Raw genomic sequence first — 24,326 nt, forward strand, 5'->3', positions numbered from 1 at the left:
ACGCCCGGTCCCATTCCGAACCCGGAAGCTAAGCCTTTCAGCGCCGATGGTACTGCAGGGGGGACCCTGTGGGAGAGTAGGACACCGCCGGACACCCACATCCCCGAATGGCCACCACACCGGTGGCCATTCGGCGTTAACGGGCGAGATCCAGGAGGAGCATTGGGATTGTTCACGCGCCGAGCATCGACCCCGACGCCGCTCGACAATGTGGATGTCATCCTGGCCGACCTCGACGGGGTCGTGTACGCCGGAGCGAACGCGCTCCCGTACGCCGTCGACAGCCTCAACCGGGCTCGTGACGGCCGTCGCCTCGCCTACATCACGAACAACGCGTCGCGCACCGACGCATCCGTCGCCGCACATCTGTCGGAACTCGGCCTTCCGACGACGCCCGACGAAGTCGTCACCAGTCCGCAGGCGGCGATGCGCCTGCTGTCGACCTTGATTCCCGCGGGCTCGCCCGTGCTCGTCGTGGGCGGCGAGGGCCTCGTCGTCGAGGTGCAGAAGGCCGGCTTCACGGTCACGCGCCGCGCGCAGGACGATCCCGCCGCCGTCGTGCAGGGGTTCTCGCCCGACGTCGGCTGGACGCAGCTCGCCGAAGCCGCCTTCGCACTCAAGGTGCCCGAAGACGAGGGCGGCATCCCGTGGATCGCGACGAACACCGACTGGACGATCCCCATGGCGCGGGGCATCGCGCCGGGCAACGGCACGCTCGTGTCGGCGGTGCACACCGCGGTCGGGCGGCTCGCGACCGTCGCGGGCAAACCCGAGACCCCGATCTTCGAAGAGGCCGTCGCGCGGTTCGGCGCGCGGCATCCGCTGTTCCTCGGTGACCGCCTCGACACCGACATCCTCGGCGCCAACCGCGCCGGCATTCCCTCCGCCCTCGTCCTGACGGGCGTCGATCGTCCCAAGCACGTGCTCGCGGCATCCGCTGAGTCGCAGCCGACGTACATCCTGGGCGATCTGCGTGAGCTCGACCAGCCCTACCCCGAGGCTGTCGTGCGCGACGGCGTCGTCACCGTCCGCGGGGCGAGCGTGCGCGTCAACGGCCCCGACGTCGAGATCCTGTCGGAAGGCGACGAGCCGATCGACCTGCTGCGCGCGGGCGCCAAGGCGATCTGGGACACCGGTCGCGCCATCTTCGGCTTCCGTGTTCCCGACCGCCTCTACGCCGACCCGTTCCATCGCCCGTGACGCGGATGCGCGCGCACGCCGGTCGAGCGACCGGCCGTTGTCAGCACGGGCACGTATCCTGATGCGCATGGAATCGCCGCACCCCGTCGCATCCGACGGCTCCGAGACCGACGACCTGCTGTCGGCTCTCGAGGTGATCGAGAGCCAGCCGCTCGCGGAGCGTGCCGAAGCGTACGAAGCGCTCCACGACGCCCTCGCGCGCCGGCTCGAATCCGGACCGACAGACTCGCATCCATGACGCAGCGCCTCGACGCGGCCCTCGCCTCGCGCGGCCTCGCGCGGTCGCGCACGCACGCGGCCTCGCTCATCGCGCAGGGCCTCGTGACCGTCGACGGCAAGCCGGTCGTGAAGGCGTCGATCAAGGTCGACGACGGCGCCCTGCTGGACGTGTCAGGCGGCGACCACTACGTCAGCCGTGCAGCGCAAAAGCTCATCGCCGCGCTCGACGCGTTCGGCCTCCACGTCGCAGGCCGGATCGCGCTGGACATGGGCGCATCGACGGGCGGTTTCACACAGGTGCTGCGTGAGCGCGGCGCGTCGCCCGTGATCGCCGTCGACGTCGGACACGGGCAGCTCGCCGCATCCGTCTCGGCCGATCCCGAAGTGATCTCGATCGAGGGCTTCAACGTGCGCGACATGACGCGCGACAACCTCGCCGCCGCGAGCGGCGTGGGCGACGCACCGTCGGTCATCACGGGCGACCTGTCGTTCATCTCGCTCACGCGCGTGCTTCCCTCCGCTCGCGCGGTCGCGGCGGACAACGCCGACCTCGTGCTGCTGGTCAAGCCGCAGTTCGAGGTCGGTCGCACCGGCGTCCGCGAGGGGCTGGTGAAGGACGCGGCGCTGCGTGCCGACGCGGTCGCCGGCGTGCTGTGGGCGGCGTGGGACGAAGGGCTCGGCACGCTCGGCGTCATCTCCTCCCCAATCGCGGGAACGCACGGGAACTCCGAGTACGTCGTGCACATCGCGCCGGGCCGCGGAAGCAATCCGACAGAATGGTTGAGCACCGTGAACCGACTGGCGGGGAGCACATGACACAGCCCGATCGCAGCATCCTCGTGGTTGTGCATGCCTTGCGCGCCGACACCGTCGAGGCGGCCCAGCGGGTTGTCGCCGCCCTGCGCGCGGCCGGCGCACGGCCGGTCCTGTCCGCAGAAGACCACGCCGAGCTCGTCCGGGTGGGCGCCGGCCTCGACGACACCGCCGTCCTCGGCGAAGACGTGCCGGTCGACGACATCGAGCTCGCGATCGTCCTGGGCGGCGACGGGACCATCCTGCGGGCGGCCGAGCTCGTGCGCGAGGGCACGGCCCCTGTGCTGGGCATCAACCTCGGCCACATCGGCTTCCTCGCCGAGAGCGAGCGCGACGACATGGACGAGGCGGTCCGCCGCGTGATCGCGCGCGACTATACCGTCGAGGAGCGTCTCGCGCTGCAGGTCCGCGTGAAAGACACCGCCGACCGCGTCGTCTACGACACGTGGGCCCTCAACGAGGCGACGGTCGAGAAGGCAAGTCGGGAGCGCATGCTCGAGGTCGTCATGGAGATCGACGGGCGGCCGCTTTCGACATTCGGATGCGACGGGGTCGTGATCTCCACGCCGACCGGTTCGACCGCCTACAACTTCTCGGCCGGCGGACCCGTCATCTGGCCGACGGTCCAGGCGATCGCCGTCGTGCCGCTCTCGGCGCATGCCCTGTTCGCCAAGCCGCTCGTCGTCGGGCCCGAGCACGCGGTCGCGATCGAGCTGCTCGAGCGCACGAACGGCCAGGGCATCCTGTGGTGCGACGGGCGCCGCTCGCACGACCTTCCGCCCGGTGCCCGCGTCGTCGTTCGGCGGTCCGATCGTCCGGTCCGGTTGGCGCGTCTCCACCACGGTGCCTTCACGGATCGCCTCGTGCGCAAGTTCCACCTCCCGGTCGAAGGCTGGCGCGGCCCGGCGGCGATCGCCGCTGCGCCCAAGCGACCGGGAGCTTCCGACTTCGAGGGTGACGCGTGATCGAAGAGATGCGCCTGCGCGATCTCGGCGTGATCGCCGAGGCCGTGCTGCCGATGGGCCGCGGCTTCACCGCGATCACGGGAGAGACCGGCGCGGGCAAGACGATGGTCGTGACGGGCCTCGGACTGCTGCTCGGTCAGCGGGCCGACTCCGGCGCCGTGCGCTCGGGCGCACCCCAGGCCGTGGTCGACGGTGTGTGGATCGTCCCCGCCGAGGGGCCCGTCGCCGACCGCGTGCGCGAAGCCGGCGGCGACCTGGAGCCGGCGGGCGACGGCACGGCCGCGCTCTACGTCGGCCGCACGATCTCGAGCGAGGGCCGCAGCCGCGCGACCGTCGGCGGTCGCTCGGCGCCCGCCGGCGTGTTGGCGGATCTCGCCGACGAGCTCGTCGTCGTGCACGGGCAGTCCGACCAGCTGCGGCTGAAGTCGGCCGCCGCGCAGCGCGATGCGCTCGACCGGTTCGGCGGGGAGCCTGTCGCAGAGGCCCTCGCCGCCTACCGCGAGGCGTACGAGCGGTGGCGCGCGATCGACCGCGAACTCACGACCCTCACCACCGACCGTGAAGCGCGGGCGCGCGAGGCCGAAGATCTGCGCGCGGCACTCGAGGAGATCGAGCAGGCAGCACCGCAGCCCGGGGAGGACGAGCAGCTCGCGCAGCGCGCCGAGCGCCTCGCACACGCCGAAGAGCTGCGTCTCGCGGCGGCGACCGCGCACGAAGCGCTCTCGAGCGAAGACGACCGCCCCGATGTCGCCTCGCTCGTCGGCGAAGCGCGTCGGGCGCTCGAGCGCGCCGCCGCGCAGGACGCGGCCCTCGGCGACCTCGCCGACCAGGTGGCCGAGCTCGGCTACCGGGCCACCGACCTCGCGACCGCCCTCGCGGCGTACCTCGCCGACCTCGACGAGACCGGTCCGCACGAGCTGGCCGCGGTCGAAGAGCGCCGTGCGGTGCTCGCGCCGCTCATCCGCGCGCACGGCAGTCTCGACGCCGCGATCGAGCTGCTCGAGACCGGGTCCGCGCGCCTGGCCGAGCTCGATGACGACGGCGACCGTGTGGAGCGCCTCGCGGCGGAGCTGCAGGAGGCGGCATCCGTCCTCGACGATGCGGCGACCGTCCTCACCGAGCGACGCACCGAGGCCGCGAAGCGGCTCGGCGAAGCGGTCACAGCCGAGCTGCGCGCCCTCGCCATGCCCGGTGCGCGCGTCGAGGTGTCCGTCACGCCGGGCGCCGAGTCGTCGGCAGGACGCGATGAGGTGGCGATCCTCCTCGCGCCGCATCCGGGTGCCGATCCGCGTCCCGTGTCGCGGGGGGCGTCGGGCGGCGAGCTCAGCCGCGTGATGCTCGCGATCGAGGTCGTCATCGCGAGTACCGACCCCGTTCCGACGTTCGTGTTCGACGAGGTCGACGCGGGCATCGGCGGTGCGGCCGCGATCGAGGTCGGCCGCAGGCTCGCGCGGCTCGCGCGCACGAGCCAGGTCATCGCCGTGACGCATCTCGCCCAGGTGGCCGCATTCGCCGACAACCACCTCACGGTCGTGAAGGCGAGCGACGGATCGGTCACCGCGTCGAGCGTGCGGCGGCTCGACGGCGCAGACCGCGAGGCCGAGATGGCCCGTCTGCTGTCGGGCTCCGACTCCGAGGCGGCGCTCACGCACGCGCGCGAGCTGCTCGCCAGCGCCTCCGCCGACGGTGACGACGCGGCCTCCGCATCGGCGAGTTCCCAGGCCCGCGTCAAAACCGGCTGATAGGGTAAAAGCCCGTGATGCAGACTCCAGGCACAAGTCCTCGCGGCGATTCGAACGACACCACCAAGCACATCTTCGTGACCGGCGGTGTCGTTTCTTCATTGGGCAAGGGGCTCACCGCCGCAAGCCTCGGGAATCTGCTGACGGCACGCGGCCTCCGCGTCGTGATGCAGAAGCTCGACCCGTACCTCAACGTCGATCCGGGCACGATGAACCCGTTCCAGCACGGTGAGGTCTTCGTCACCGACGACGGCGCCGAGACCGATCTCGACATCGGGCATTACGAGCGCTTCCTCGACATCGACCTCAGCCAGGCCGCGAACGTCACGACCGGCCAGATCTACTCGCAGGTCATCGCACGCGAGCGTCGCGGCGAGTACCTCGGTGACACCGTGCAGGTGATCCCGCACATCACCGACGAGATCAAGCGCCGCATGCGCCTGCAGGCGACGGAAGACCCTCGTCCCGACGTCATCATCACCGAGATCGGCGGCACGGTCGGTGACATCGAGTCGCAGCCGTTCATCGAGGCTGCGCGTCAGATCCGCCATGAGCTCGGCCGCAACAACGTCTTCTTCGTGCATGTCTCGCTCGTGCCGTTCATGGGTGCCTCGGGGGAGCAGAAGACCAAGCCCACGCAGCACTCGGTCGCCGCCCTCCGCTCGATCGGCATCCAACCCGATGCGCTCGTGCTGCGCAGCGACCGCCCCGTGACGGAATCGAACAAGCGCAAGATCGCGCTCATGTGCGACGTCGACGAGGACGCGGTCGTCAACGCCGTCGACGTGCCGAGCATCTACGACATCCCGACGATGCTGCACGAGCAGGGCCTCGACGAGTACATCGTCCGCGCGCTCGGCATGAACAAGGCGGCCGATGTCGACTGGTCGCGCTGGTCGAAGGTGCTGCAGGCCGTGCACAATCCGAAGCACGAGGTCACGATCGGCCTCGTCGGCAAGTACATCGACCTGCCCGACGCGTATCTGAGCGTCACCGAGGCACTCAAGGCGGGCGGCTTCGCGCACGAGGCGAAGGTGACCGTGACGTGGATCCCGTCCGACCTGTGCGAGACGCCCGAGGGCGCCGCGAAGGCGCTCGCGGAGCTCGACGGCATCGTGATCCCGGGCGGCTTCGGCATCCGCGGCATCGAAGGAAAGCTCGGCGCGCTGCGGTTCGCGCGCGAGCAGGGCATCCCGACGCTGGGGCTGTGCCTCGGTCTCCAGTGCATGGTCATCGAGTACGCACGCAACCAGGCCGGTCTCGAGGGGGCGTCGTCGAGCGAGTTCGACCCCGACACGCAGTTCCCCGTCATCGCGACGATGGAGGAGCAGGTCGACATCCTCGACCACGGTGACCTGGGCGGAACCATGCGGCTCGGCCTGTACGACGCCGACCTCGCCGAGGGGTCGCTCGCGGCGGAGCTGTACGGCTCGACGCACGCGTCCGAGCGCCACCGCCACCGCTACGAGGTAAACAACCGCTACCGCGACCAGCTCGCCGCGGCGGGGCTCGTGTTCTCGGGGCTCTCGCCCGACCGCAACCTCGTCGAGTACGTCGAGCTGCCGCGCGACGTGCACCCGTTCTACATCGCGACACAGGCGCACCCCGAGCTTCGTTCGCGCCCGACGAACCCGCACCCGCTGTTCCGCGGTCTCGTCGGCGCCGCGATCGAACGACACCGCGCGAGCGAGCTGTTCGACGTCGTCGAGAATGCGTGAACCCGACATGCCGGCCTCAGGCGGGAACGAGACGGATGCCGCGGCATCCGTCTCACCCGTGTCGACCGCGCCGCTGCGCGACGAGCTCCTCGACGTCGAGATCCTCGACTCGAGCGTCGTGTACGAGGGGCGCGTGTGGGACGTGCGCAACGACCGCTTCCGCTACGGCGACGACGAGCTCGAACGGCAGTACGTGGATCACCCGGGAGCTTCCGCGATCGTCGCGCTCGACGACCGGGAGCGCGTACTGCTGATCCAGCAGTACCGGCACCCGATCCGCCATCGCGACTGGGAGATCCCCGCGGGGCTCCTCGACATGGACGGCGAGTCGCCGCTCGAGACCGCGAAGCGCGAGCTGGCCGAAGAGGCCGACCTCGCGGCGGAGCACTGGGAGCCGCTCGTGAGCGTCTTCTCGACCCCGGGCGGCAACGACGAGGTCGTGCACATCTTCTTCGCGACGGGGCTCCAGCCGCTCGACGCGGTGCACGATCGCGAGGCCGAGGAGGCCGACATCCGCATCGAGTGGGTGCCGCTCGCGGATGCCGTGACGGCGGTGCTCGAGGGGCGTCTGCGAAACGGGATCCTCGCGGTCGGCGTGCTGGCCGCGGCCGAAAGGCTCCGCCGGACAGAATCGTGACGTGAGACTCGACCGGGCCGTCGACGCGTACGTGCGTCACATCTCGGTCGAGCGCGGCCTGTCCGACCACACGGTCGCGGCCTACCGGCGCGACCTCGCCACGTACGTGCAGTGGCTCGACGAGCACGGCGTGCACGAGACGGGCGATGTGACCGCCGACCTCGTCGCACGGTTCGCCGCGGAGCGTGCGTCGGCGCAGCCGCCGCCCGCAGCCACGAGCCTCGCGAGGCTCCAGTCGTCGGTGCGAGGACTGCACCGATTCCTGGTGCGTGAAGGGATCGAGACGGATGATCCGGCCGCACGTCTGCGCCCGCCGAAGACCCCGCAGCGGCTGCCCAAGGCGCTCACGATCGACCAGGTGGAGCGTCTGCTCGACGCGGCGGGGCCCCCGCCGGGCGAAGCCGCCGAGTCGGACGTCGTCGCACTGCGCGACCGAGCGCTCCTCGAACTGCTCTACGCGACGGGGGCGCGTGTGTCGGAGGTCGTGCAGCTCGACGTCGACGACGTCTCGCACGGCGAGGTGCTGCGCGTGCGCGGCAAGGGGGCGAAGGAGCGGATCGTGCCGATCGGGTCGTACGCGCGCGCATCCGTCGATGCGTACCTGACTCGCGCGCGACCGGAGCTGTCGCGTCGCGGCCGCGCGACGCCCCGCCTGTTCCTGGGCGCTCGCGGCGCACCGCTGTCGCGCCAGAGCGCGTGGCTGATCATCCAGCACGCGGCCGAACGCGCGAAGCTCTCGGCGCACGTGTCGCCGCACACCCTGCGGCACTCGTTCGCGACGCACCTCCTGCAGGGCGGCGCCGACGTTCGGGTCGTGCAGGAGCTGCTCGGCCACGCATCCGTCTCGACCACCCAGATCTACACGCACGTTTCGATCGACGCGCTGCGCGACGTGTACGCGACGTCGCACCCGCGGGCGCGCTGACCCCACCGCTGACGCCTGCCCGCGTAACGGGGGGTGTCGCGCGGGATGGGTTCGCAGTAAACTCCGGGCCAGCAACCCCCTCGCCGGCACAACCGGCTCACCCCCGAAACCGCAGACGATGTCAGCGCGTGTCGCGGGCGTGGCGGTATCGGCCCTCGTGGCTTCTGCTCTGATCGCGCCCGCTCTCGACGCCGCGACGACGGAGCCGTCCGCCGCCGCGGTGGCGGACTGCGCGCAACTGACCACACTGGGGAGCTGTTCGATCGAGTACGAGGATCTCGGTTCCGACGGCTACGTCGACGTTTCACTCCCCACGTCGCTCACACGACTGACGATCCTTGCGTACGGCGCAGAGGGCGGCGGCACAGGGGACGACTCGGGGCGCGGCGGCCCGGGTGGACTCGTGGTCGCGGCGTACGAGCTCCCGGCCGGTACCTACGGCGTCCGCGTGTGGCTCGGAGAGAAGGGTCGACAGAGCCATGAGACCACGCGCGGGTTCAGCTCCGGTGGTGGTGGCGGCGACCGGATCTTCGACGTGCCGAGCGGATTCTCCGGAGGCGGCTCCTCGGCCGTCGAGTGGCTCCTGCCCGGGCGCACAGAGCTGGCCGTCGTCGCCGGCGGCGGTGGCGGCGCGAGCCACGACGGCGGTGAGGGCGGTGCGGCCAGCGGCGGCTCGGGCGGACTGCCCCCGGGCGACGGCACGAACGGTACGACCCCGGCGAGCAACGGGAACGGCATCGGCGGCTCGGGTGGTGGCGCAAGCGGTCGCGACGGCGAGAGCGCGTCGAACGCCGACGGCGACTACCAGGTGACGTCAGGCGGTGGCGGCGGTGGCGGCGGCTATCCGCGCGGCGGCGGCGCCGGCGAGAGCGGCACCGCAGGGCAGTGCAAGATCAACGGCAGGTGTCCGCCCAACGCGCAGGGCGGTGCCGGGGGCGGCGGCGGTGGCGGCCAGTCGTGGTCGAGTGAGAGCAGTCGCCTCGATGTGGTCTATGCGTCGGGCAGCTCGGGCAACGGCTCGGTGCTGCTCGTCGCGGGCGACCAATTGCACGCCTTCGAGTGCATCGACTCCAGCGACCCGCGAATCTGGACGGTCCCGGACGGCACTGCTTCGATCGCCTTCGTCGTCGCGGGCGGCGGCGGCACTCGCGGCCACAACAGCGCTGACATGGAGGGCAGCGGTGCCGTGGTCACGGGCGTCCTGGACGCCACCGGCATGACCGAGCTGCGATATTGGGTCGGATGCGGCGGCTATGAGCACGGCGGACGCGGATGGTCACACCCGGGCGACTCGGGGAGTGCGAGCGCGACCACGGCGCACGACGGCGGTGGCGGGGGCGGAGCGTCGATGCTCATGGACGCGACGGACGGCAGATCCACCCCGCTCGTGGCCGCAGGCGGCGGCGGAGGCTCCGGAGGCGACGTGTCGACGAGCGTCGCGCCGTGGGTGAGGAAGGCTGACGGCGGCCGCGGCGGCTCGGGCGCGGGATCCGACGGCGGCGCGTACAACTACAACGGCGATCGAGGCTCGGGCGGGAACTTCGGCCGCGGCGGTGTGGGCGGATGCGCCGCGTGCCGCGGCACGCCCAGCGAGCCGGACCCGAGCGGCGGACACGGTTCCAGCGACGACACCGGCGGTGGAGGAGGCGGTGGCGGTGCCGGCTACCCGCGCGGCGGCCACGGCGGAGGCACCTCGCCGACCGACGCGGGCGGTGGAGGCGGCGCGGGGCAGTCGTACTGGTCGCCCGCGGTCACGTCCGAGGTCACGGCGGGCCCGAACGGAATCCGGTCGAAGAGCGGCTTCATCATCCTCGTGCCGATCCAGAAGCCGCCGACGACGAGCCTCACCGTGACCAAGGAGGTGTCGGGCGCAGCATCCGGATTCGCCCGCGGTCCGTACACCGTCGACGTCTCGTGCACGCTCGACGGCACGCAGGTCATGCACGACACGTTCACGATCGGCATCGGCCCCTCTGCGGGGCACACGGTCGAGGAGGTGCCGGTCGGCTCTGCATGCGCCGTGACCGAGACGGGCACGGCGGATGCCACGACCCCCGCGCCGCCGCGGACGATCACCCTCTCGAACGCGCCTGCGACGGTCGTGCTCGACAACGTGTACGCGATGACCGACGTCGAGATCAGTCTTTCGAGCGGGTTCGCCGCGCATGACGGGCCGACGCCGGGCGCCCTTCCGCTCGGCGAGCTCGCCGTCGGGATCTCGTGCAGCCTCGACGGCGTGCCCGTGCCGCTCGGCGGGCCTGTGGTCGACGGACGCATCCCGTTCGACGGTGCGGCGACGTGGAACGCGGAGGTCTCCGCAACGGTGACCGGCGTGCCGGTCAACGCGGAGTGCACACTGACGCACACCGGCCGCCCCGGGTCCACGACCATCTTCACGCACGGATCGCAGACGGCGACCGGTGCGTCATTCGCCTTCACGGCGGCAGCGGATGCCACGGCCAACGCCGTCGGGATCGGCGACGAGTACGCGGTCGCGCCGCTCACCCTGACGAACTCGGCCGAAGGGTCGGGCACGCCGCCCGTGACGACGTACTCGGTCGGCGTGACATGCGACTACGGCGGCGAAGCCATCACCCTCGATTCGACACAGTCGACCGTCGCGCTCCCGTCCGGCGGGACGACCGTCGTGCCGAACCTCCCCGTGGGCGCCGACTGCACGACGACGCAGCTCGACCCCGGCGTCGCCGTCGCGGTGCGCTACTCACCGTCGCAGACCGTCGCGATCCTCTCGGCAGGCAGTTCCCAGACGATCATCGACGTGTTCGAGGCGAGCGGTCTCGTGCTCGTGAAGCAGCTCACCGGGCCCGGTGCCCGGTGGGCGAACGCACCCACGACCGTGAGCCTCACATGCACGGCGGACGGTCTTCCCGACCCGGTGCTCGAGCTCGAGCACACGTTCGATCCGCTCGGCGGGTCGTTCACGGTGGTCGACGGCCTCGACGTCGGCGACGAGTGCTCGATGACCGAGACGGCGACGGGCGGGGCATCCGCCGTGTCGTTCTTCTCGAGTTCGGATCTCGCACCGTCACCCGATCCCGTGACCGTCGAGATCGGCGCGACCGGCACGAGCCTCACCGTGCTGAACCGGTTCGACGTCGGGTCGCTCGTCGTCGACACGTGGCCGGACGGTCCGGCGGCGCACCACGCGCGCACGACGGCCGTGACGGTGGGGGAGTGCACGTTCAACGGTCAGCCGATCGAGGTCGAGCCGGGACGGGGGACGGTCGAGTTGCCGTTCCCGGCGGACGGCGGTCACGCGGAGATTCCGGCGATCGTCGCCGGCGCGGTGTGCGACGTGGTGCAGACTTCCATGGGCGGAGCGACGTTAAGCGAGATCACCGTCACCGACGGCGATCCCTTCACGCCGATCGACGGGGGCACGCAGGTGACGGTGCACGCCGCAGGCGCTTCGCCGACGACCGTGACCATCGTGAACGTGTTCGAAGCGGGCGCCCTCTCGGTGCCGGTGCAGGTCACGGGGGCGGCGGCATGGGCTGCGAACGCCGACTACGCGGTCGAGCTGCACTGCGAGTTCGCGGGTCGCCCGGCGGAGTGGCTCGGGCCGGACGGCATCGGCTTCCTGAGCTACGAGCCCGACGGCACGCCGCGGCCCACGTACGCGTCCACCCAGCTCGACGACATGCCCACGGGGACCGTGTGCGAGGCGATCCAGGTGGAGAGCGGGGGCGCCTCGATCGTCACGTACGACCCGCCGCCGGTCACAGCGGTCGCACCGGCGGGACTCGTCGCGCGGGCCGGGCTCCTCGCATCCGCACCGCTCGCCGCTCCCGTGGCCGGCATCAGGCCATTCCAGCTCGTCGACGGCGGCTCCGGCGCCGTCACGGTCGAGTCCGGTGCGACCGTCTCGATCACGATCACGAACACGTTCGAGGCGGGGACGCTCACCGTGGAGACCCAGGTCGGCGGAAACGACGTCGCGGCGCACGCCGACGCGTTCTTCCTGTTCGAGCAGTGGTGCACGTTCAACGGGCAGCGGCTCGGGCCGCCCCCGGACGACCCCACGCGCCCCGTGCACTTCTCGCTCAACGGCGCCGCCGAGCGGACGTTCGATCAGCTCCCCGTCGGCGCGGAGTGCACGGCGGTCGAGACGGACTCATCCAACGCGACTCTGATCACCCCTGCGACGACGCAGTCCGGGACCATCCAGGCAACGGGCCTCCGGCTCGTGTTCACGAACGTGTTCGACGTGACCGGCCTCACGGTGCGGCAGATCATGACGGGCGACGGCGTCGCGACCTACGGCGCCGGTCTCGACTACTGGTCGATCGTCGAATGCTGGACGGGACCGGATCGCACGCAGCGCGTCGACCTCCCGAACGACGGGCAGGCGGTGCTCACACCGGGCGACGGGTATTCGCTCGTATGGACGCTGCCCGCGAACGCCGTATGCACATTCACCAGGCACTCGGTCTCGCTCGCGACGGCGGTCACCGATTCCCCGGCGGTGACCCTGCGGCTCGGCGAACCCCACGTGCTCGAGGTCACGCGTGAGTTCGCGCTTGCGACGTTCACCGTCGACAAGCGCGTCGTGGGCGGAGCATCCGCCTCGACCTTCGACTTCACGGTCGGCTGCACCTGGACGCGCACCGACCCGATCGCGGTGCCGTTGAATGACGACGCGTCTCCGGTGTTCTCGCTGACGAGCGGCGGAAGCGCACAGCGCCAGGTGATCGGGGGAGCGAACTGCACCGTGACCGAAGCACCGGCCGGTAGCGGCGTGCGCACGAGCGTGAACGTCGCCGGCGAGACGGTCGAGGGGCGCTCCGCCAGCGTGCTGCTGCTCGCCGAGGAGTCCGCGGCCTTCTCGTACACGAATGCTTACCCCCTGCCGCCGACAGGCCTCGCCTGGCCGATGCTCGCGCTGAGACTGGGCCTGCTGCTCCTCGCACTCGGAATCGGCATCGTCCTCCTGCGCGCACGTCGCCCGAACGCCGGGTGATCTCCCGGGTTCGCGCCCATGCCGTGGCTAGAATCGGTGCACGACATGGCGAAGTCAGGAGAGCCAGTGGCTGGCAGCGCGACGAAGAGCACGGCGAAAGCCCCGAAGCCCGACGGGGACGAGCCGATCGGACCCACCGGTCGCCCGTATCACGGCTTCCCGACTCCTCCGAAGCTCGACGGTCACGGACCCGCACGCATCATCGCGCTGTGCAACCAGAAGGGCGGCGTCGGCAAGACGACCACCACGATCAACCTCGCCGCCGCGCTCGCAGGCTACGGGCGCAAGGTGCTCGCCGTCGACTTCGACCCGCAGGGCGCGCTGTCGGCGGGACTCGGGATCCAGACGCACGAGATCCCGACGATCTACGACCTGCTGCTCGACATCCGCACCGACCCGCATGAGGTCATCGTGCACTCGGGCATCGAGGGCCTCGACGTGCTGCCGGCGAACATCGACCTCTCGGCCGCCGAGGTGCACCTCGTCAACGAGGTCGCGCGCGAGCAGACGCTGGCGCGGGTGCTGCGCAAGGTGTCGGCCGAGTACGACGTCATCCTCATCGACTGCCAGCCGTCGCTGGGCCTGCTGACGGTGAACGCGCTCACTGCGAGCCACGGTGTGATCATCCCGCTCGAGTGCGAGTTCTTCGCGCTGCGCGGCGTCGCGCTGCTCATCGAGACGATCGACAAGGTGCGCGACCGCCTGAACCCCACGATCACCCTCGACGGGCTGCTCGCCACGATGTACGACCCGCGCACGCTGCACTCGCGCGAAGTGCTCGAGCGGGTCGTCGAAGCGTTCGGCGACGACGTGCTCGAGACGGTGATCGGACGCACTGTGAAATTCCCGGATGCCTCGGTCTCGGGCGTCCCCATCACCGAGTTCGCGCCCGAGCACGCCGCCGCCCAGGCCTACAAGCGGCTGGCGCGGGAGCTGGTCGCGCGTGGTGCGGTCGCCTGACGCGGAGCCGTCGGTCCCCGAGCAGCCGCCGGTGCCTGAGCAGGCGGCGGTCCCTGAGCAGCAGCCGGTCCCTGAGCCTGTCGAAGGGTCGGCCACCGAGGGCGCGGGCGACGCTTCGACGGGCTCAGCGACCGCGGCGGGGGGCTCAGCGACCGAGGCGGGCGGCTCGGCGACCGGGGAGGGAGAGGACGGCGGCGGATTCCGCGTCTCGCTGTCGAACTTCGATGGCCCGTTCGACCTCCTGCTGAACCTCATCTCGAAGCATGAGCTCGACGTCACCGAGATCGCCCTGTCGAAGGTCACCGACGAATTCATCGCGTACCTGCGCGATCTCGGCCCCGACGAGGACCTCGACGAGGCATCCGAGTTCCTCGTCGTCGCGGCGACACTGCTCGACATGAAGGTCGCTGGACTTCTGCCGCAGGGTGAGCTCGTCGACGCCGAGTCGGTCGCGCTGCTCGAGGCGCGCGACCTGCTGTTCGCGCGGCTGCTGCAGTATCGCGCGTTCAAGGAGGTCTCGGCGTGGTTCGAACGCTGCCTCCGTCGGGAGGACAAGCGTCATGCGAGGGCGGTGCCTCTCGACGAGAAGTACCGACAGAAGGTGCCTGAGCTCGTGTGGACGCTGAGCCTCGACGACTTCGCGGCGCTCGCGATGACCCCGAAGGAGATCCCGCACGTCCGGCTCGACCACCTGCATGCGCCGCTCGTCAGCATCCGGGAGCAGGCGGCGATCGTCGTGACCTTGCTGCGCGACGCGGGCACGCTCAGCTTTCGCGAGCTCATCGCGGGTGCGACGCAGCCGGGCGTCGTCGTCGCGCGCTTCCTCTCGGTGCTCGAGCTCTACCGCCACAGCGCGCTCTCGTTCGAGCAGCTCGAGCCGCTCGGGGAGCTGACGCTGCGCTGGACCGCCGACCGGTGGTCCGACGAGAACCTTGCCACGCTGGGAGCCGACTATGACCGATGATGTGACGACGACGGATGTCGCTCGGCGGCTCGAGGCGATCCTGATGATCGTCGATGAGCCGCAGAGCCTCGTGAGCCTCGCCGCCGCAGTCGGCGCGCCCGTGCCGGCGGTGCGCCAGGCGATCGAGAGCCTCGTCGAGGACTACGACGGCCGCGCGGGCGGACCCCGCCGCGGATTCGAGCTGCGCGAGGTCGGCGGCGGCTGGCGGCTGTATGTGCGCGAGGAGCACGACGACCTCGTCGCCGAGTTCGTCGGCGGCCAGGCGCCCGCTCGCCTGTCGCAGGCGGCGCTCGAGACGCTCGCCGTCATCGCCTACAAGCAGCCCGTGACGCGCAGTCAGGTCGCGTCGATCCGCGCCGTCAACGTCGACTCGGTCGTGCGCACGCTGCTCGCGCGCGGACTCATCACGGAGCTGTTCACGGATGCCGAGACGGGCGCCATCCACTACGGCACGACAGACGCCCTGCTGGTCAACCTCGGCATCAACTCGCTCGACGAGCTGCCGCCCATCTCACCGCTGCTCGACGACGGTTCGGCGGGCTTCGACGAGGTGGTTCGATGACCCCGCGCGACAAAGGTGAGGCGGATGCCGCGCCCGAGGGAGTGCGACTGCAGAAGGCTCTCGCGAACGCGGGTGTGGCATCGCGCCGCGTGGCGGAGCAGCTCATCGTGGAGGGGCGCGTGCGCGTCAACGGCGAGGTCGTCACCGAGCTCGGCACGCGCATCGACCCCGCCGTCGACCTCATCGACGTCGACGGCACGGCGGTGCAGCTCGACCAGACGAAGCGCTACGTCATGCTCAACAAGCCGACGGGCGTCGTCAGCTCGATGCGCGACGACCGCGGACGGCCGGACCTGCGCCGCTTCACGAAGGAGTGGCCGGAGCGGCTCTACAACGTGGGCCGCCTCGACGCCGACACGAGTGGCCTGCTCGTACTCACGAACGACGGCGAGCTCGCCCATGTGCTCGCGCATCCGTCGTTCGGGGTGACGAAGGTCTACATCGCGAAGGTCGAGGGGCGGGTGACACCGCAGACCATCAGCCGACTCACGAAGGGCATCGAGCTCGAGGACGGCCCGATCGCCGCCGACAAAGCGCGGCTGCTGGACACATCCGGCGGTTCGGGTCGCGGAGCCGGCTCGCTCGTGGAGCTCACGCTGCACTCCGGCCGCAACCGCATCGTGCGCCGCATGATGGCGGACGTGGGGCATCCGGTCATCGAGCTCGTGCGGCGCCAGTTCGGCCCGCTGCACCTGGGAACACTCCCAGTGGGTCGAACCCGCGAGTTGACTAAGGTGGAACGCGGCGCGCTTCTGACTCTCGCGCGCCGTTCACAGCCGGGCCGCAGCGACAGCGACTCCCGTGGGGGGAGTGACGACCCCGACAGCGCGCCAGCCGACCAGGAGATCGAGTGACCGATTCCGTTGCCAAAGCGAGCGCGCCGCTCGCCACGCGCGTGCACGGCACGGTGCGCATCGTCGGCGCCGGCCTGCTCGGGTCGAGCATCGGCCACGCGCTGCGCGCCCTCGGCGTAGACGTCGTGCTGCACGACGCGTCACCGTCGCAGCTGCGCCTCGCGATCGACTACGGCGCGGGCCGCGCGGTGCGCGACGACGACTCTCCGTCGCTGATCGTGGTCGCGGTGCCGCCGGATGTCACCGCCGACGTCATCCAGCAGGAGCTCGAGCATTTCCCCGACGCGGTCGTCACCGACGTCGCGAGCGTCAAGCTCGAACCGCTCCGCACGCTGCAGGAGCGCGGGGTCGATCTCACGCATTACATCGGCTCGCACCCGCTCGCCGGCCGAGAGCGGGGCGGTGCGATCGCGGCGCGTGCCGACATCTTCGTCGGACGCCCGTGGGTCGTGTGCCGCGACGCCGAGACCCCGGCATCCGATCTCGCCCTCGTCGAAGGACTCGCGCTCGATCTCGGCGCCACGCCGATCGAGATGTCGCCCGAGGAGCACGACCGCGCCGTCGCGCTCGTGTCGCACGTTCCCCAACTCGTCGCGAGCCTCCTCGCGGGGCGCTTCGTCGACGCGCCCGACGGCTCGCTCCGCCTCGCGGGGCAGGGTGTGCGCGACACGACGCGCATCGCGGCGTCCGCCCCCGAGCTGTGGGTGCAGATCCTCGGAGCGAACGCGGCCCCCGTCGTCGACGTGCTGGACGCGCTCGCCGCCGACCTCTCATCGGTCGCCGACGCGCTGCGCGCCCCTGAGGCGCCGGGAGCACGCCGTGCCGTGGCCGACACGATCCGCCGCGGCAACGAGGGCGTCGAGCGACTGCCCGGCAAGCACGGGCAGAACCGCCGCTTCGAGCAGGTCGTCGTGATGGTCGACGACCGCCCCGGTCAGCTCGGTCGCCTGTTCGGCGAGCTGGGCGAGCTCGACGTCAACGTCGAAGACCTGCGCCTGGAGCACTCGCCCGGCGCCCAGTTCGGCCTCGCCGAGATCAGTGTCGTGCCGAGCGCCGTGCGCCGTGCCGTCGAGGGCCTCGAAGCGCGCGGCTGGAAGATTGCGAGCACCACGAATGACTGATCCCCTCTCGGCTGACGAGCCCTTCGTCGTCGCCGTCGACGGACCGGCCGGCAGCGGCAAGTCCAGCGTCTCGAAGGAGGTCGCCCGCCGCCTCGGCTTCGGCTACCTCGATACGGGCGCCGCGTATCGCGCTCTCGCGTGGCACGCGCTCGAGCATGGGGCCGACACGTCGGACGCGGCATCCGTCCTCGACGTCGCGAGCGACTTCGATTACTCGATCTCGCTCGACCCCGACTACTACTGGGTGCGCGTCGGTGCGACGGACGTCACCGACGCGATCCGCGAACCGCGGGTGTCGGATGCCGTATCCGGCGTCGCCCGTGTGCCGGCGGTGCGCGAGTCGGTGAACGCTCTGTTCCGAGCGCTCGTGGCGAACTCGGGCCGGCCGGGGGTCGTCGTCGAGGGTCGGGACATCACCACGGTCGTCGCGCCGGACGCGCCCGTGCGCATCCTGCTGACCGCGTCGCCCGAGGTGCGGGCGGCGCGCCGTAGCGCCGAGCTCACGACCGAGGATGCGGCATCCGTCGCCGCCGCCCTGCACCGCCGCGATGCCTCCGACTCGGCCGTCGTCGACTTCCTCACGGCTGCGCCGGGCGTCACGGTCGTGGATTCGACCGAGCTGGACTTCGCGCAGACCGTGCAGACGGTGCTCGACATCATCGTCGCATCGCGCAACGAGACGGTGGGGAAGGGGGCGCACGATGGGCGCTGAGGACGAGTACGAGGGCGGCCCCGACCACCTCGCCGACACGCTCGAGCACCTCGACGACGACCTCGCCGACCAGCGCGCGTCGGCGCTGCGGGCGTCGCTGTCGGACTACGAGCTGGACGAGGCGGATGCCGAGCTTCTCGCCGGCGTCGACCGCGGAGAAGACGGTATCGAGTTCCTTCCCGCGCTGCCGGTCGTCGCGATCGTCGGGCGTCCGAACGTGGGCAAGTCCGCACTCGTGAACCGGATCCTCGGTCGCCGGGAGGCGGTCGTCGAAGACACCCCGGGGGTCACGCGCGACCGCGTCACGTACAAGGCCGAGTGGATGGACCGGCGCTTCTCGCTCGTGGACACCGGCGGGTGGGAGCCCGACGCGAAGGGCATCGACCGCTCCGTCGCCGCCCAGGCCGAGGTCGCGATCGACCTCGCCGACGTCGTGCTGTTCGTCGTGGACGCGATGGTGGGAGCGACGTCGACCGACGAACACGTCGTGCGCCTGCTGCGCAAGGCGAACAAGCCGGTGTTCCTCGTCGCGAACAAGGTCGACGACGCCCGTCAGGAGCCCGAGGCCGCTGCGCTGTGGAACCTGGGGCTGGGGGAGCCGCACCCGGTCTCCGCGATCCACGGCCGCGGTGTCGCCGACCTGCTCGACGAGATCATGAAGGTGCTGCCGGATGTCTCGGCGGTCGCCAAACAGGAGATCGGCGGCCCGCGCCGCGTCGCGATCCTCGGACGCCCGAACGTCGGCAAGTCGTCGCTGCTCAACAAGGCGGCCGGCGAGGAACGCGTCGTGGTGAACGAGCTCGCGGGAACCACACGCGACCCCGTCGACGAGGTCGTCGAATTGGGCGGCAAGCTGTGGCGGTTCGTCGACACCGCGGGCATCCGTCGCCGCGTCCACCTGCAGCAGGGCGCCGACTTCTATGCGTCGCTGCGCACGTCGGCCGCGCTCGAGAAGGCCGAGGTCGCCGTCGTGGTACTCGACGTGTCCGAGCCGATCAGCGAGCAGGACGTGCGCATCATCGACCTCGTGCTCGAGTCGGGTCGCGCGCTCGTGCTCGCTTTCAACAAGTGGGATCGCCTGGGCGACGACGACATGGAGGACATCGATCGCCGCCGGTACCTCGAGCGCGAGATCGAGCAGGACCTCGCTCACGTCTCGTGGGCACCGCGCGTGAACATCTCCGCACGCACGGGCCGTCACCTCGACAAGCTCGTGCCGGCGCTCGAGACGGCGCTCGCGTCGTGGGATCAGCGCATTCCCACGGGCAAGTTCAACGCGTTCCTGTCTGAGCTGGTCGCGGCGCATCCGCACCCGGTGCGCGGTGGAAAGCAGCCGCGAATCCTGTTCGGCACCCAGGCCGCCACGCGCCCGCCGACATTCGTGCTTTTCACGACCGGATTCCTCGACGCGGGGTACCGTCGGTTCATCCAGCGCCGGCTGCGGGAGATCTTCGGGTTCGAGGGCACTCCGATCGTCATCAACATGCGGGTGCGCGAGCGCAGGCAGCGCTAGGCGTGTGGATCAAGTCCGATCTGGTTCAGATGGACGATGAGCGGGGCGTTGCACGCCGCAACGTCAGTGGCGGAGCGTAACTTCGGTCCGGTGGCAGTGAGCGAAACAGGACGACCCCGCGTGGTCATGATGTGCGGGCCAGGTGGTGCCGGCAAGACCACCTACGCCAAGCGCCTGGAGCGCGAAGGCTGGACACGTCTGTCGTTCGAGGTGGAGTTCTGGGATCGCGGAATCAGGACGATGCCGTCCGCCGAGGTGGTGGCCGAAGTGGCAGCGGACCTGAAATCACGGTTGCTGAGTAACGTCACGGCGGGGAACGATGTCGTGCTCGATTTCGGATTCTGGTTCCGGCGACAACGTGACGAATACCGCGCGCTGCTCGCGCCCCACGGCATCGTGCCGGAGACCGTTTACATCGCGACGAGTCTTGAGACCATCCTGAGCCGGGTTGGTGACCGACACGGCAGGCAGGCGGACGATTGGCCACTCACCGAGCAGACGGCGACCGAGTACTTCGGGCGGTTCGAGCCGCCGACGCCTGACGAGGGGCCGCTTGAGGTGGTGCGCTGACCCGCGCGAACCACGTCGGTCTTGATCCGATCAGCGTGGCGGCGAGAGCGATCGCGGCACGGTAGGCGCGGGCGGTCTTGTCTGAGCGCATCGCGATGCCGCGCCATTGCTTGAGCTTGTTGAAGCACCGCTCGACGACGTTGCGGCCCTTGTATCGCTCCCGCTGGGCTCCACCGCAGTCGATGGGCATGGCCGGGCTTCCTGCGGCAGTGCGCGATGCGGTCTTCGCGCTCGGGGATCGTCGCGACGATCTTCCGATCCCGCAGCCACGCGCGGTTCTTCCTCGAGAGCCTCCGACCACAAGCCCAGACCTCTCGATCAACACGCCCTAGGCGAGGCGGCGCGGCCGCACCATCGCGGTGTCGTCGGCGAGCTCGAACCCGTACTGACGGTAGAGATCGTGCGCGGTGCTCGTGAAGAGCACCCAGCGGAAGTCGCGGCCCGGGCCGTCGTCGATCATGAAGCGGACGATCCTCTTGCCGAGTTCGCGGCCGCGGTGGTCGTCGAGCACGAAGACATCCGCGAGGTAGGCGAAGGCGACACCGTCCGACACGGCGCGCGCGAACCCCACCTGCTCGCCGGTGTCGCTGCGATACGCGCCGACGAGGCGCCACGCCGACGCGAGCTGGGCGTCGAGATCTGCGCGCGTGCGCTCGCGGCCCCAGTAGGCCTCGGTCGACAGCCACTTCCACACGACGTCGGGCTGGATGCGGGTGGGGTCATCGTCCAACACGTACTCCATCCGCATATCGTGCCAAAGTCGTTTCGCCCGGCGGGCGGGCCACAGTGTGGCCGGCGGCATGATCGATCGCCGGGCCGCCGGGCCGCCGGGCCGCCGGGCCGCCGCGGTCGTAACCGTTCGACTCGTTCGGGCCGGCGAACGGGATACGGCGGGCCTGGGCCCGGGTGGGTGTGTAAGTCTGGACACGTGACCATCGAGCCCCCCGCACCCGGCGAGCCGCGGCGTCCTTTCGGACCGCGGAACCCCGGTGACGCGTGGGTCGTCGCACCGACCGGCGAGCGGTACTGGGGCAAGTACGGGGCGGCAGGACTTCTCGCGATCGATCCCGACCGCGGCGTGCTGCTGCAGCATCGCGTGTCATGGAGTCACTTCGGCGACACGTGGGCGCTGCCGGGCGGTGCACGCCACGAGGGGGAGTCGGCGTGCGACGGCGCGCTTCGCGAAGCGGGTGAGGAGGCCGGCGTCCCGGCGGGCGCGATCCGGCCGCGGCTGCTCAGCGTGTTCGACCTCGGCTACTGGAGCTACACGACGCTCGTGGGCGATGTCGTGGTGCCTTTCGAACCGCAGATCACCGACCCGGAGAGCCGCGAGCTGGCGTGGGTGCCCGCCGACGAAGTGGAGGACCGGCCGCTGCATCCGGCATTCGAGGCTTCGTGGTCGCACCTGCGCGAGGTGCTCGGCGTGCGGCCAGCTGTCGTCGTCGACGCGGCGAACGTCGTGGGATCGGTACCCGACGGATGGTGGCGCGATCGTGCGGGCGCCGCGCAGCGGCTGATCTCACGGCTCGGAGAACTCGCGGCGACGGGCGTCGACGCGGCAGCGCTCGACCTGCCCGAGGATGTGTGGTTCCCGGAGTGGACGATCGTCGTCGAGGGGCAGGCGAAGGCCGTGGCCGACGATGATGCGGTCGCCGTGGTGCGCGCGGAGGGCTCGGGCGACGACCGCATCGTCGCGGAGGCTTCTCGGCTCGTCGAGCAGCACCGCGAGGTGACGGTGGTGACGAGCGATCGCGAGCTGGCAGGACGCGTGACGGATGCCGGCGCCACCGTGCGCGGTGCGCGTTGGCTGCTCGACCAACTGACCGATCCCGCCACCCGCCGGTGAGCGCCCCATCCCGGTCGCTGAGCAAGACGAAGCGTCTCGTGCTGCCTTCGTCTCGTCGCTTCGCTCCTCGCTGAGGGCCCGGGGCGCGGTGGCTGAGCCTGTCGAAGCGCGCCTAGCCTCGCCCCCGCAACCGGTCGATCTCCCGCCGCTCCCGTTTCGTCGGCCGACCAGCCCCGCGGTCGCGCACCGGCACGAACCCGGTGAGCTCACGGGGCGGCGGGGGAGGAGTGCGGTCCTCGACGGACTCGGCGACGACCGCGGCGCCGACGCGTTTGGTGATGGGCTGCTTGACGACGAGGATCCGGTCGAATCCCTGGATCCGCACGCGAAGCTCGTCGCCCGGGCGTACGGGCTGCGCGGCCTTCGCGCGCTCGCCGTTGACCCGCACATGCCCGGCGCGGCACGCGGCCGTCGCCGCCGTGCGGGTCTTGAAGATCCGCACCGCCCACAGCCATGAGTCGACGCGCGCTGACTCCGCCACTACGCGACCTCCTGCACCGCCGACTCTTCTCTTCGTGTGGCGATGCGGTCGGCGACGATGACGCCCACCGCGATGAGTCCCTGGCCGAGCGTGTACGTGAGCATGACCATGGGGCTCGTCCAGCCGGGCATCGCGTCGGGCAGGAACAACCGGAACGCGAGGATCGAGTCCGACGTGAGGAAGAACGCCCCACCCCACGCGATGAGCGGGTGGCAGCGCGAGGCCGCGACGGCCGTGCCGCCGAGCACGAGCCCGTAGACGGCGACCGCGATCGCGAGTCCGCCGAGGTACGGCCACAGCACCGCGATGAGCACGCCCCACCACACGGCGTACACGAGCGCCCACGGCGGGACACGCCTCACGGCGAGCTTGCGCCAGAAGAGCCAGATGTAGCAGAGGTGCGCCAGCCCGAAGAACAGGAGCATCATCGGCAGCGTCGGCGCGAACGGGAAGAACGTGCCCGCCCCGTCGCCGAGCCACGACAACGCGATCGCCGTGAGCAGCAACGAGTAGGGGGCGCCCCATCGCGAGCCTCTGCCGCCGAGCAGCACGGCGAGTGCGAGGAGGGGCATGAGCGCAAGCTTCGTGGGGGCCGCGACCGCGTCTGCATCGAACGCGAGAGCCACGACGTGGACGATCGACACGATCGCATAGGGGACGAATCCGATCCAGAGCCGTCGCATGATCCTCCTCATCGAGCGCGCGGACGATCCATCGTCGCATGCGCGACGCCTCTCAGCGTCGTCAGCGGGTGAGGTCGAGCGCGACGATCGCGCGGCCCGCCTTCGGTCGTGCCACCGTCTCGAACCCGGCGTCTTCGAATACCGACAGCACGCCGTGGTACAGCTCGTTCGACGACTGCTTCACCTCACGCGGGTCGCGCGGGTACGCCTCGAGAACTCGAGCACCCTGCTCACGCGCGAACTGCACGGCGGCTTCGAGCAGACGGCGGTTGAGCCCTTGCCTGCGGTACTCGCGCCTCACGACGAAGCACGACACGGCCCACACCGACGGGTCGTCCCAGTTTTCCCGCGTATGTGAGGCGTACTCCTTCGTGCGCTGCAACCGCGGCTGGACAGTCCGAGGACTGACCCGCACCCACCCGGCCGCCTCACCGTCGACGTACGCGATGAGCGCCGGCGGGACCCTCTCGCCCATCTGCTCGCGCAGCAGACCGGTGCGCTGCTCGAGCGTCGTCGCGTTGAACTCGGCGTTCGTGAGCGTCCACCACTGGCATTGGCAGCTGCGCCCGTCGCCGCCTCCCGTCAACGCGTGCTCGGCATCGCCGAAGCGGTCAGCGGTGGCAGGGAGGACTTCGATCCGGGGCATGCGACGACGCTAGTCCCGGCATCCGACACAGTGAAGACGGATGCCGCGCCCCGCCGCCCTCGGTTCGCGACCGCTCGCGCGACCGGGTAGGATGGGGGAGTTGTCCGCGCTCCGGCGGGGGCATCGGGATGTGGCGCAGCTTGGTAGCGCACTTGACTGGGGGTCAAGGGGTCGCAGGTTCAAATCCTGTCATCCCGACCACATGGGCTGTTGG

Annotated in this window: 22 protein-coding genes, 1 tRNA gene, 1 rRNA gene and 1 pseudogene; 20 read left to right on the forward strand and 5 right to left on the reverse strand. The window is 70.7% G+C overall.

The window, feature by feature from the left end; genetic code table 11:
- From rrf to VNR19_RS08400, 18 genes are all read left to right on the forward strand, one after another.
- Positions 1-93 (forward strand): 5S ribosomal RNA (rrf, locus tag VNR19_RS08315); the annotation flags it as partial.
- Between the two features lie 69 nt (positions 94-162).
- Positions 163-1,200, forward strand: a complete 1,038-nt coding sequence (locus VNR19_RS08320) for an HAD-IIA family hydrolase (RefSeq protein ID WP_325725739.1) — start codon at positions 163-165, stop codon at positions 1,198-1,200.
- Positions 1,201-1,267: 67 nt separating this feature from the next.
- Positions 1,268-1,438, forward strand: a complete 171-nt coding sequence (locus VNR19_RS08325) for a hypothetical protein (protein WP_325725741.1) — start codon at positions 1,268-1,270, stop codon at positions 1,436-1,438.
- Positions 1,435-2,235 carry a TlyA family RNA methyltransferase gene (locus VNR19_RS08330; protein WP_325725743.1) on the forward strand — a complete coding sequence of 267 codons (801 nt, stop codon included), beginning with the start codon at positions 1,435-1,437 and terminating at the stop codon, positions 2,233-2,235. Before VNR19_RS08325 ends, VNR19_RS08330 begins: the two co-directional genes overlap by 4 nt.
- A complete protein-coding gene (locus VNR19_RS08335; RefSeq protein WP_325725745.1) occupies positions 2,232-3,197 on the forward strand; it encodes an NAD kinase in 966 nt (321 codons plus the stop codon). The genes VNR19_RS08330 and VNR19_RS08335 overlap by 4 nt, the downstream gene beginning before the upstream one ends.
- Entirely contained in the window at positions 3,194-4,939 is a 1,746-nt protein-coding gene (gene recN / locus VNR19_RS08340) for a DNA repair protein RecN (protein ID WP_325725747.1), read from the forward strand. Before VNR19_RS08335 ends, recN begins: the two co-directional genes overlap by 4 nt.
- Before the next feature lie 17 nt (positions 4,940-4,956).
- Complete coding sequence (gene pyrG, locus VNR19_RS08345; protein WP_325725749.1) at positions 4,957-6,657, forward strand: CTP synthase; 1,701 nt, start codon at positions 4,957-4,959, stop codon at positions 6,655-6,657.
- Positions 6,658-6,664: 7 nt separating this feature from the next.
- Positions 6,665-7,294, forward strand: a complete 630-nt coding sequence (locus VNR19_RS08350) for an NUDIX hydrolase (RefSeq protein ID WP_325725751.1) — start codon at positions 6,665-6,667, stop codon at positions 7,292-7,294.
- 1 nt (position 7,295) lies between these two features.
- Positions 7,296-8,219, forward strand: coding sequence for a site-specific tyrosine recombinase XerD (gene xerD, locus VNR19_RS08355; protein ID WP_325725753.1), 924 nt, complete (start codon positions 7,296-7,298; stop codon positions 8,217-8,219).
- 157 nt (positions 8,220-8,376) lie between these two features.
- Positions 8,377-13,200, forward strand: coding sequence for a DUF5979 domain-containing protein (locus VNR19_RS08360; protein WP_325725754.1), 4,824 nt, complete (start codon positions 8,377-8,379; stop codon positions 13,198-13,200).
- Between the two features lie 45 nt (positions 13,201-13,245).
- The gene (locus VNR19_RS08365) at positions 13,246-14,160 is read left to right on the forward strand and encodes a ParA family protein (protein WP_325725756.1); all 915 of its coding nucleotides are present in this window, start codon (positions 13,246-13,248) and stop codon (positions 14,158-14,160) included.
- 211 nt (positions 14,161-14,371) lie between these two features.
- The gene (locus VNR19_RS08370; protein ID WP_325725789.1) at positions 14,372-15,124 is read left to right on the forward strand and encodes a segregation and condensation protein A; all 753 of its coding nucleotides are present in this window, start codon (positions 14,372-14,374) and stop codon (positions 15,122-15,124) included.
- A complete protein-coding gene (scpB, locus tag VNR19_RS08375; RefSeq protein WP_325725758.1) occupies positions 15,114-15,686 on the forward strand; it encodes an SMC-Scp complex subunit ScpB in 573 nt (190 codons plus the stop codon). The genes VNR19_RS08370 and scpB overlap by 11 nt, the downstream gene beginning before the upstream one ends.
- Positions 15,683-16,540 carry a pseudouridine synthase gene (locus VNR19_RS08380; RefSeq protein WP_325725760.1) on the forward strand — a complete coding sequence of 286 codons (858 nt, stop codon included), beginning with the start codon at positions 15,683-15,685 and terminating at the stop codon, positions 16,538-16,540. The genes scpB and VNR19_RS08380 overlap by 4 nt, the downstream gene beginning before the upstream one ends.
- Positions 16,537-17,661 (forward strand): prephenate dehydrogenase, encoded by a 1,125-nt coding sequence (locus tag VNR19_RS08385; RefSeq protein WP_325725762.1) that lies wholly within the window; start codon positions 16,537-16,539, stop codon positions 17,659-17,661. The genes VNR19_RS08380 and VNR19_RS08385 overlap by 4 nt, the downstream gene beginning before the upstream one ends.
- Complete coding sequence (gene cmk / locus VNR19_RS08390) at positions 17,654-18,373, forward strand: (d)CMP kinase (protein WP_325725764.1); 720 nt, start codon at positions 17,654-17,656, stop codon at positions 18,371-18,373. The genes VNR19_RS08385 and cmk overlap by 8 nt, the downstream gene beginning before the upstream one ends.
- The gene (der, locus tag VNR19_RS08395) at positions 18,363-19,886 is read left to right on the forward strand and encodes a ribosome biogenesis GTPase Der (protein ID WP_325725766.1); all 1,524 of its coding nucleotides are present in this window, start codon (positions 18,363-18,365) and stop codon (positions 19,884-19,886) included. Before cmk ends, der begins: the two co-directional genes overlap by 11 nt.
- A gap of 90 nt (positions 19,887-19,976) precedes the next feature.
- A complete protein-coding gene (locus VNR19_RS08400; RefSeq protein ID WP_325725768.1) occupies positions 19,977-20,456 on the forward strand; it encodes a P-loop nucleotide/nucleoside kinase family protein in 480 nt (159 codons plus the stop codon).
- 43 nt (positions 20,457-20,499) lie between these two features.
- On the opposite strand, the pseudogene VNR19_RS08405 reads toward VNR19_RS08400, so the two are convergent.
- Both VNR19_RS08405 and VNR19_RS08410 read right to left on the reverse strand, forming a co-directional pair.
- A pseudogene (locus tag VNR19_RS08405) lies at positions 20,500-20,619 on the reverse strand (IS5/IS1182 family transposase); the annotation flags it as partial.
- 165 nt (positions 20,620-20,784) lie between these two features.
- On the reverse strand, positions 20,785-21,198 hold the full coding sequence (locus tag VNR19_RS08410; RefSeq protein WP_325725770.1) for a GNAT family N-acetyltransferase: 414 nt from the start codon (positions 21,196-21,198) through the stop codon (positions 20,785-20,787).
- 186 nt (positions 21,199-21,384) lie between these two features.
- On the opposite strand from VNR19_RS08410, the gene VNR19_RS08415 reads away from it, so the two are divergent.
- On the forward strand, positions 21,385-22,302 hold the full coding sequence (locus tag VNR19_RS08415; RefSeq protein ID WP_325725771.1) for an NUDIX domain-containing protein: 918 nt from the start codon (positions 21,385-21,387) through the stop codon (positions 22,300-22,302).
- A 112-nt stretch (positions 22,303-22,414) separates the two neighbouring features.
- On the opposite strand, the gene VNR19_RS08420 is transcribed toward VNR19_RS08415, so the two are convergent.
- From VNR19_RS08420 to VNR19_RS08430, 3 genes are all read right to left on the reverse strand, one after another.
- Positions 22,415-22,783, reverse strand: coding sequence for an RNA-binding S4 domain-containing protein (locus VNR19_RS08420; RefSeq protein ID WP_325725773.1), 369 nt, complete (start codon positions 22,781-22,783; stop codon positions 22,415-22,417).
- Positions 22,783-23,466 carry a lysoplasmalogenase gene (locus tag VNR19_RS08425; RefSeq protein WP_325725775.1) on the reverse strand — a complete coding sequence of 228 codons (684 nt, stop codon included), beginning with the start codon at positions 23,464-23,466 and terminating at the stop codon, positions 22,783-22,785. The genes VNR19_RS08420 and VNR19_RS08425 overlap by 1 nt, the downstream gene beginning before the upstream one ends.
- Positions 23,467-23,527: 61 nt before the next feature.
- Positions 23,528-24,112: a GNAT family N-acetyltransferase gene (locus VNR19_RS08430; protein WP_325725777.1), complete on the reverse strand. Its 585-nt coding sequence runs from the start codon at positions 24,110-24,112 to the stop codon at positions 23,528-23,530.
- A gap of 124 nt (positions 24,113-24,236) precedes the next feature.
- On the opposite strand from VNR19_RS08430, the gene VNR19_RS08435 reads away from it, so the two are divergent.
- Positions 24,237-24,313: transfer RNA gene (locus tag VNR19_RS08435), tRNA-Pro, on the forward strand.
- Positions 24,314-24,326 lie beyond the last annotated feature (13 nt).

It is taken from the genome of Microbacterium sp. (assembly GCF_035556355.1).
Taxonomy (GTDB): Bacteria; Actinomycetota; Actinomycetes; order Actinomycetales; family Microbacteriaceae; genus Microbacterium.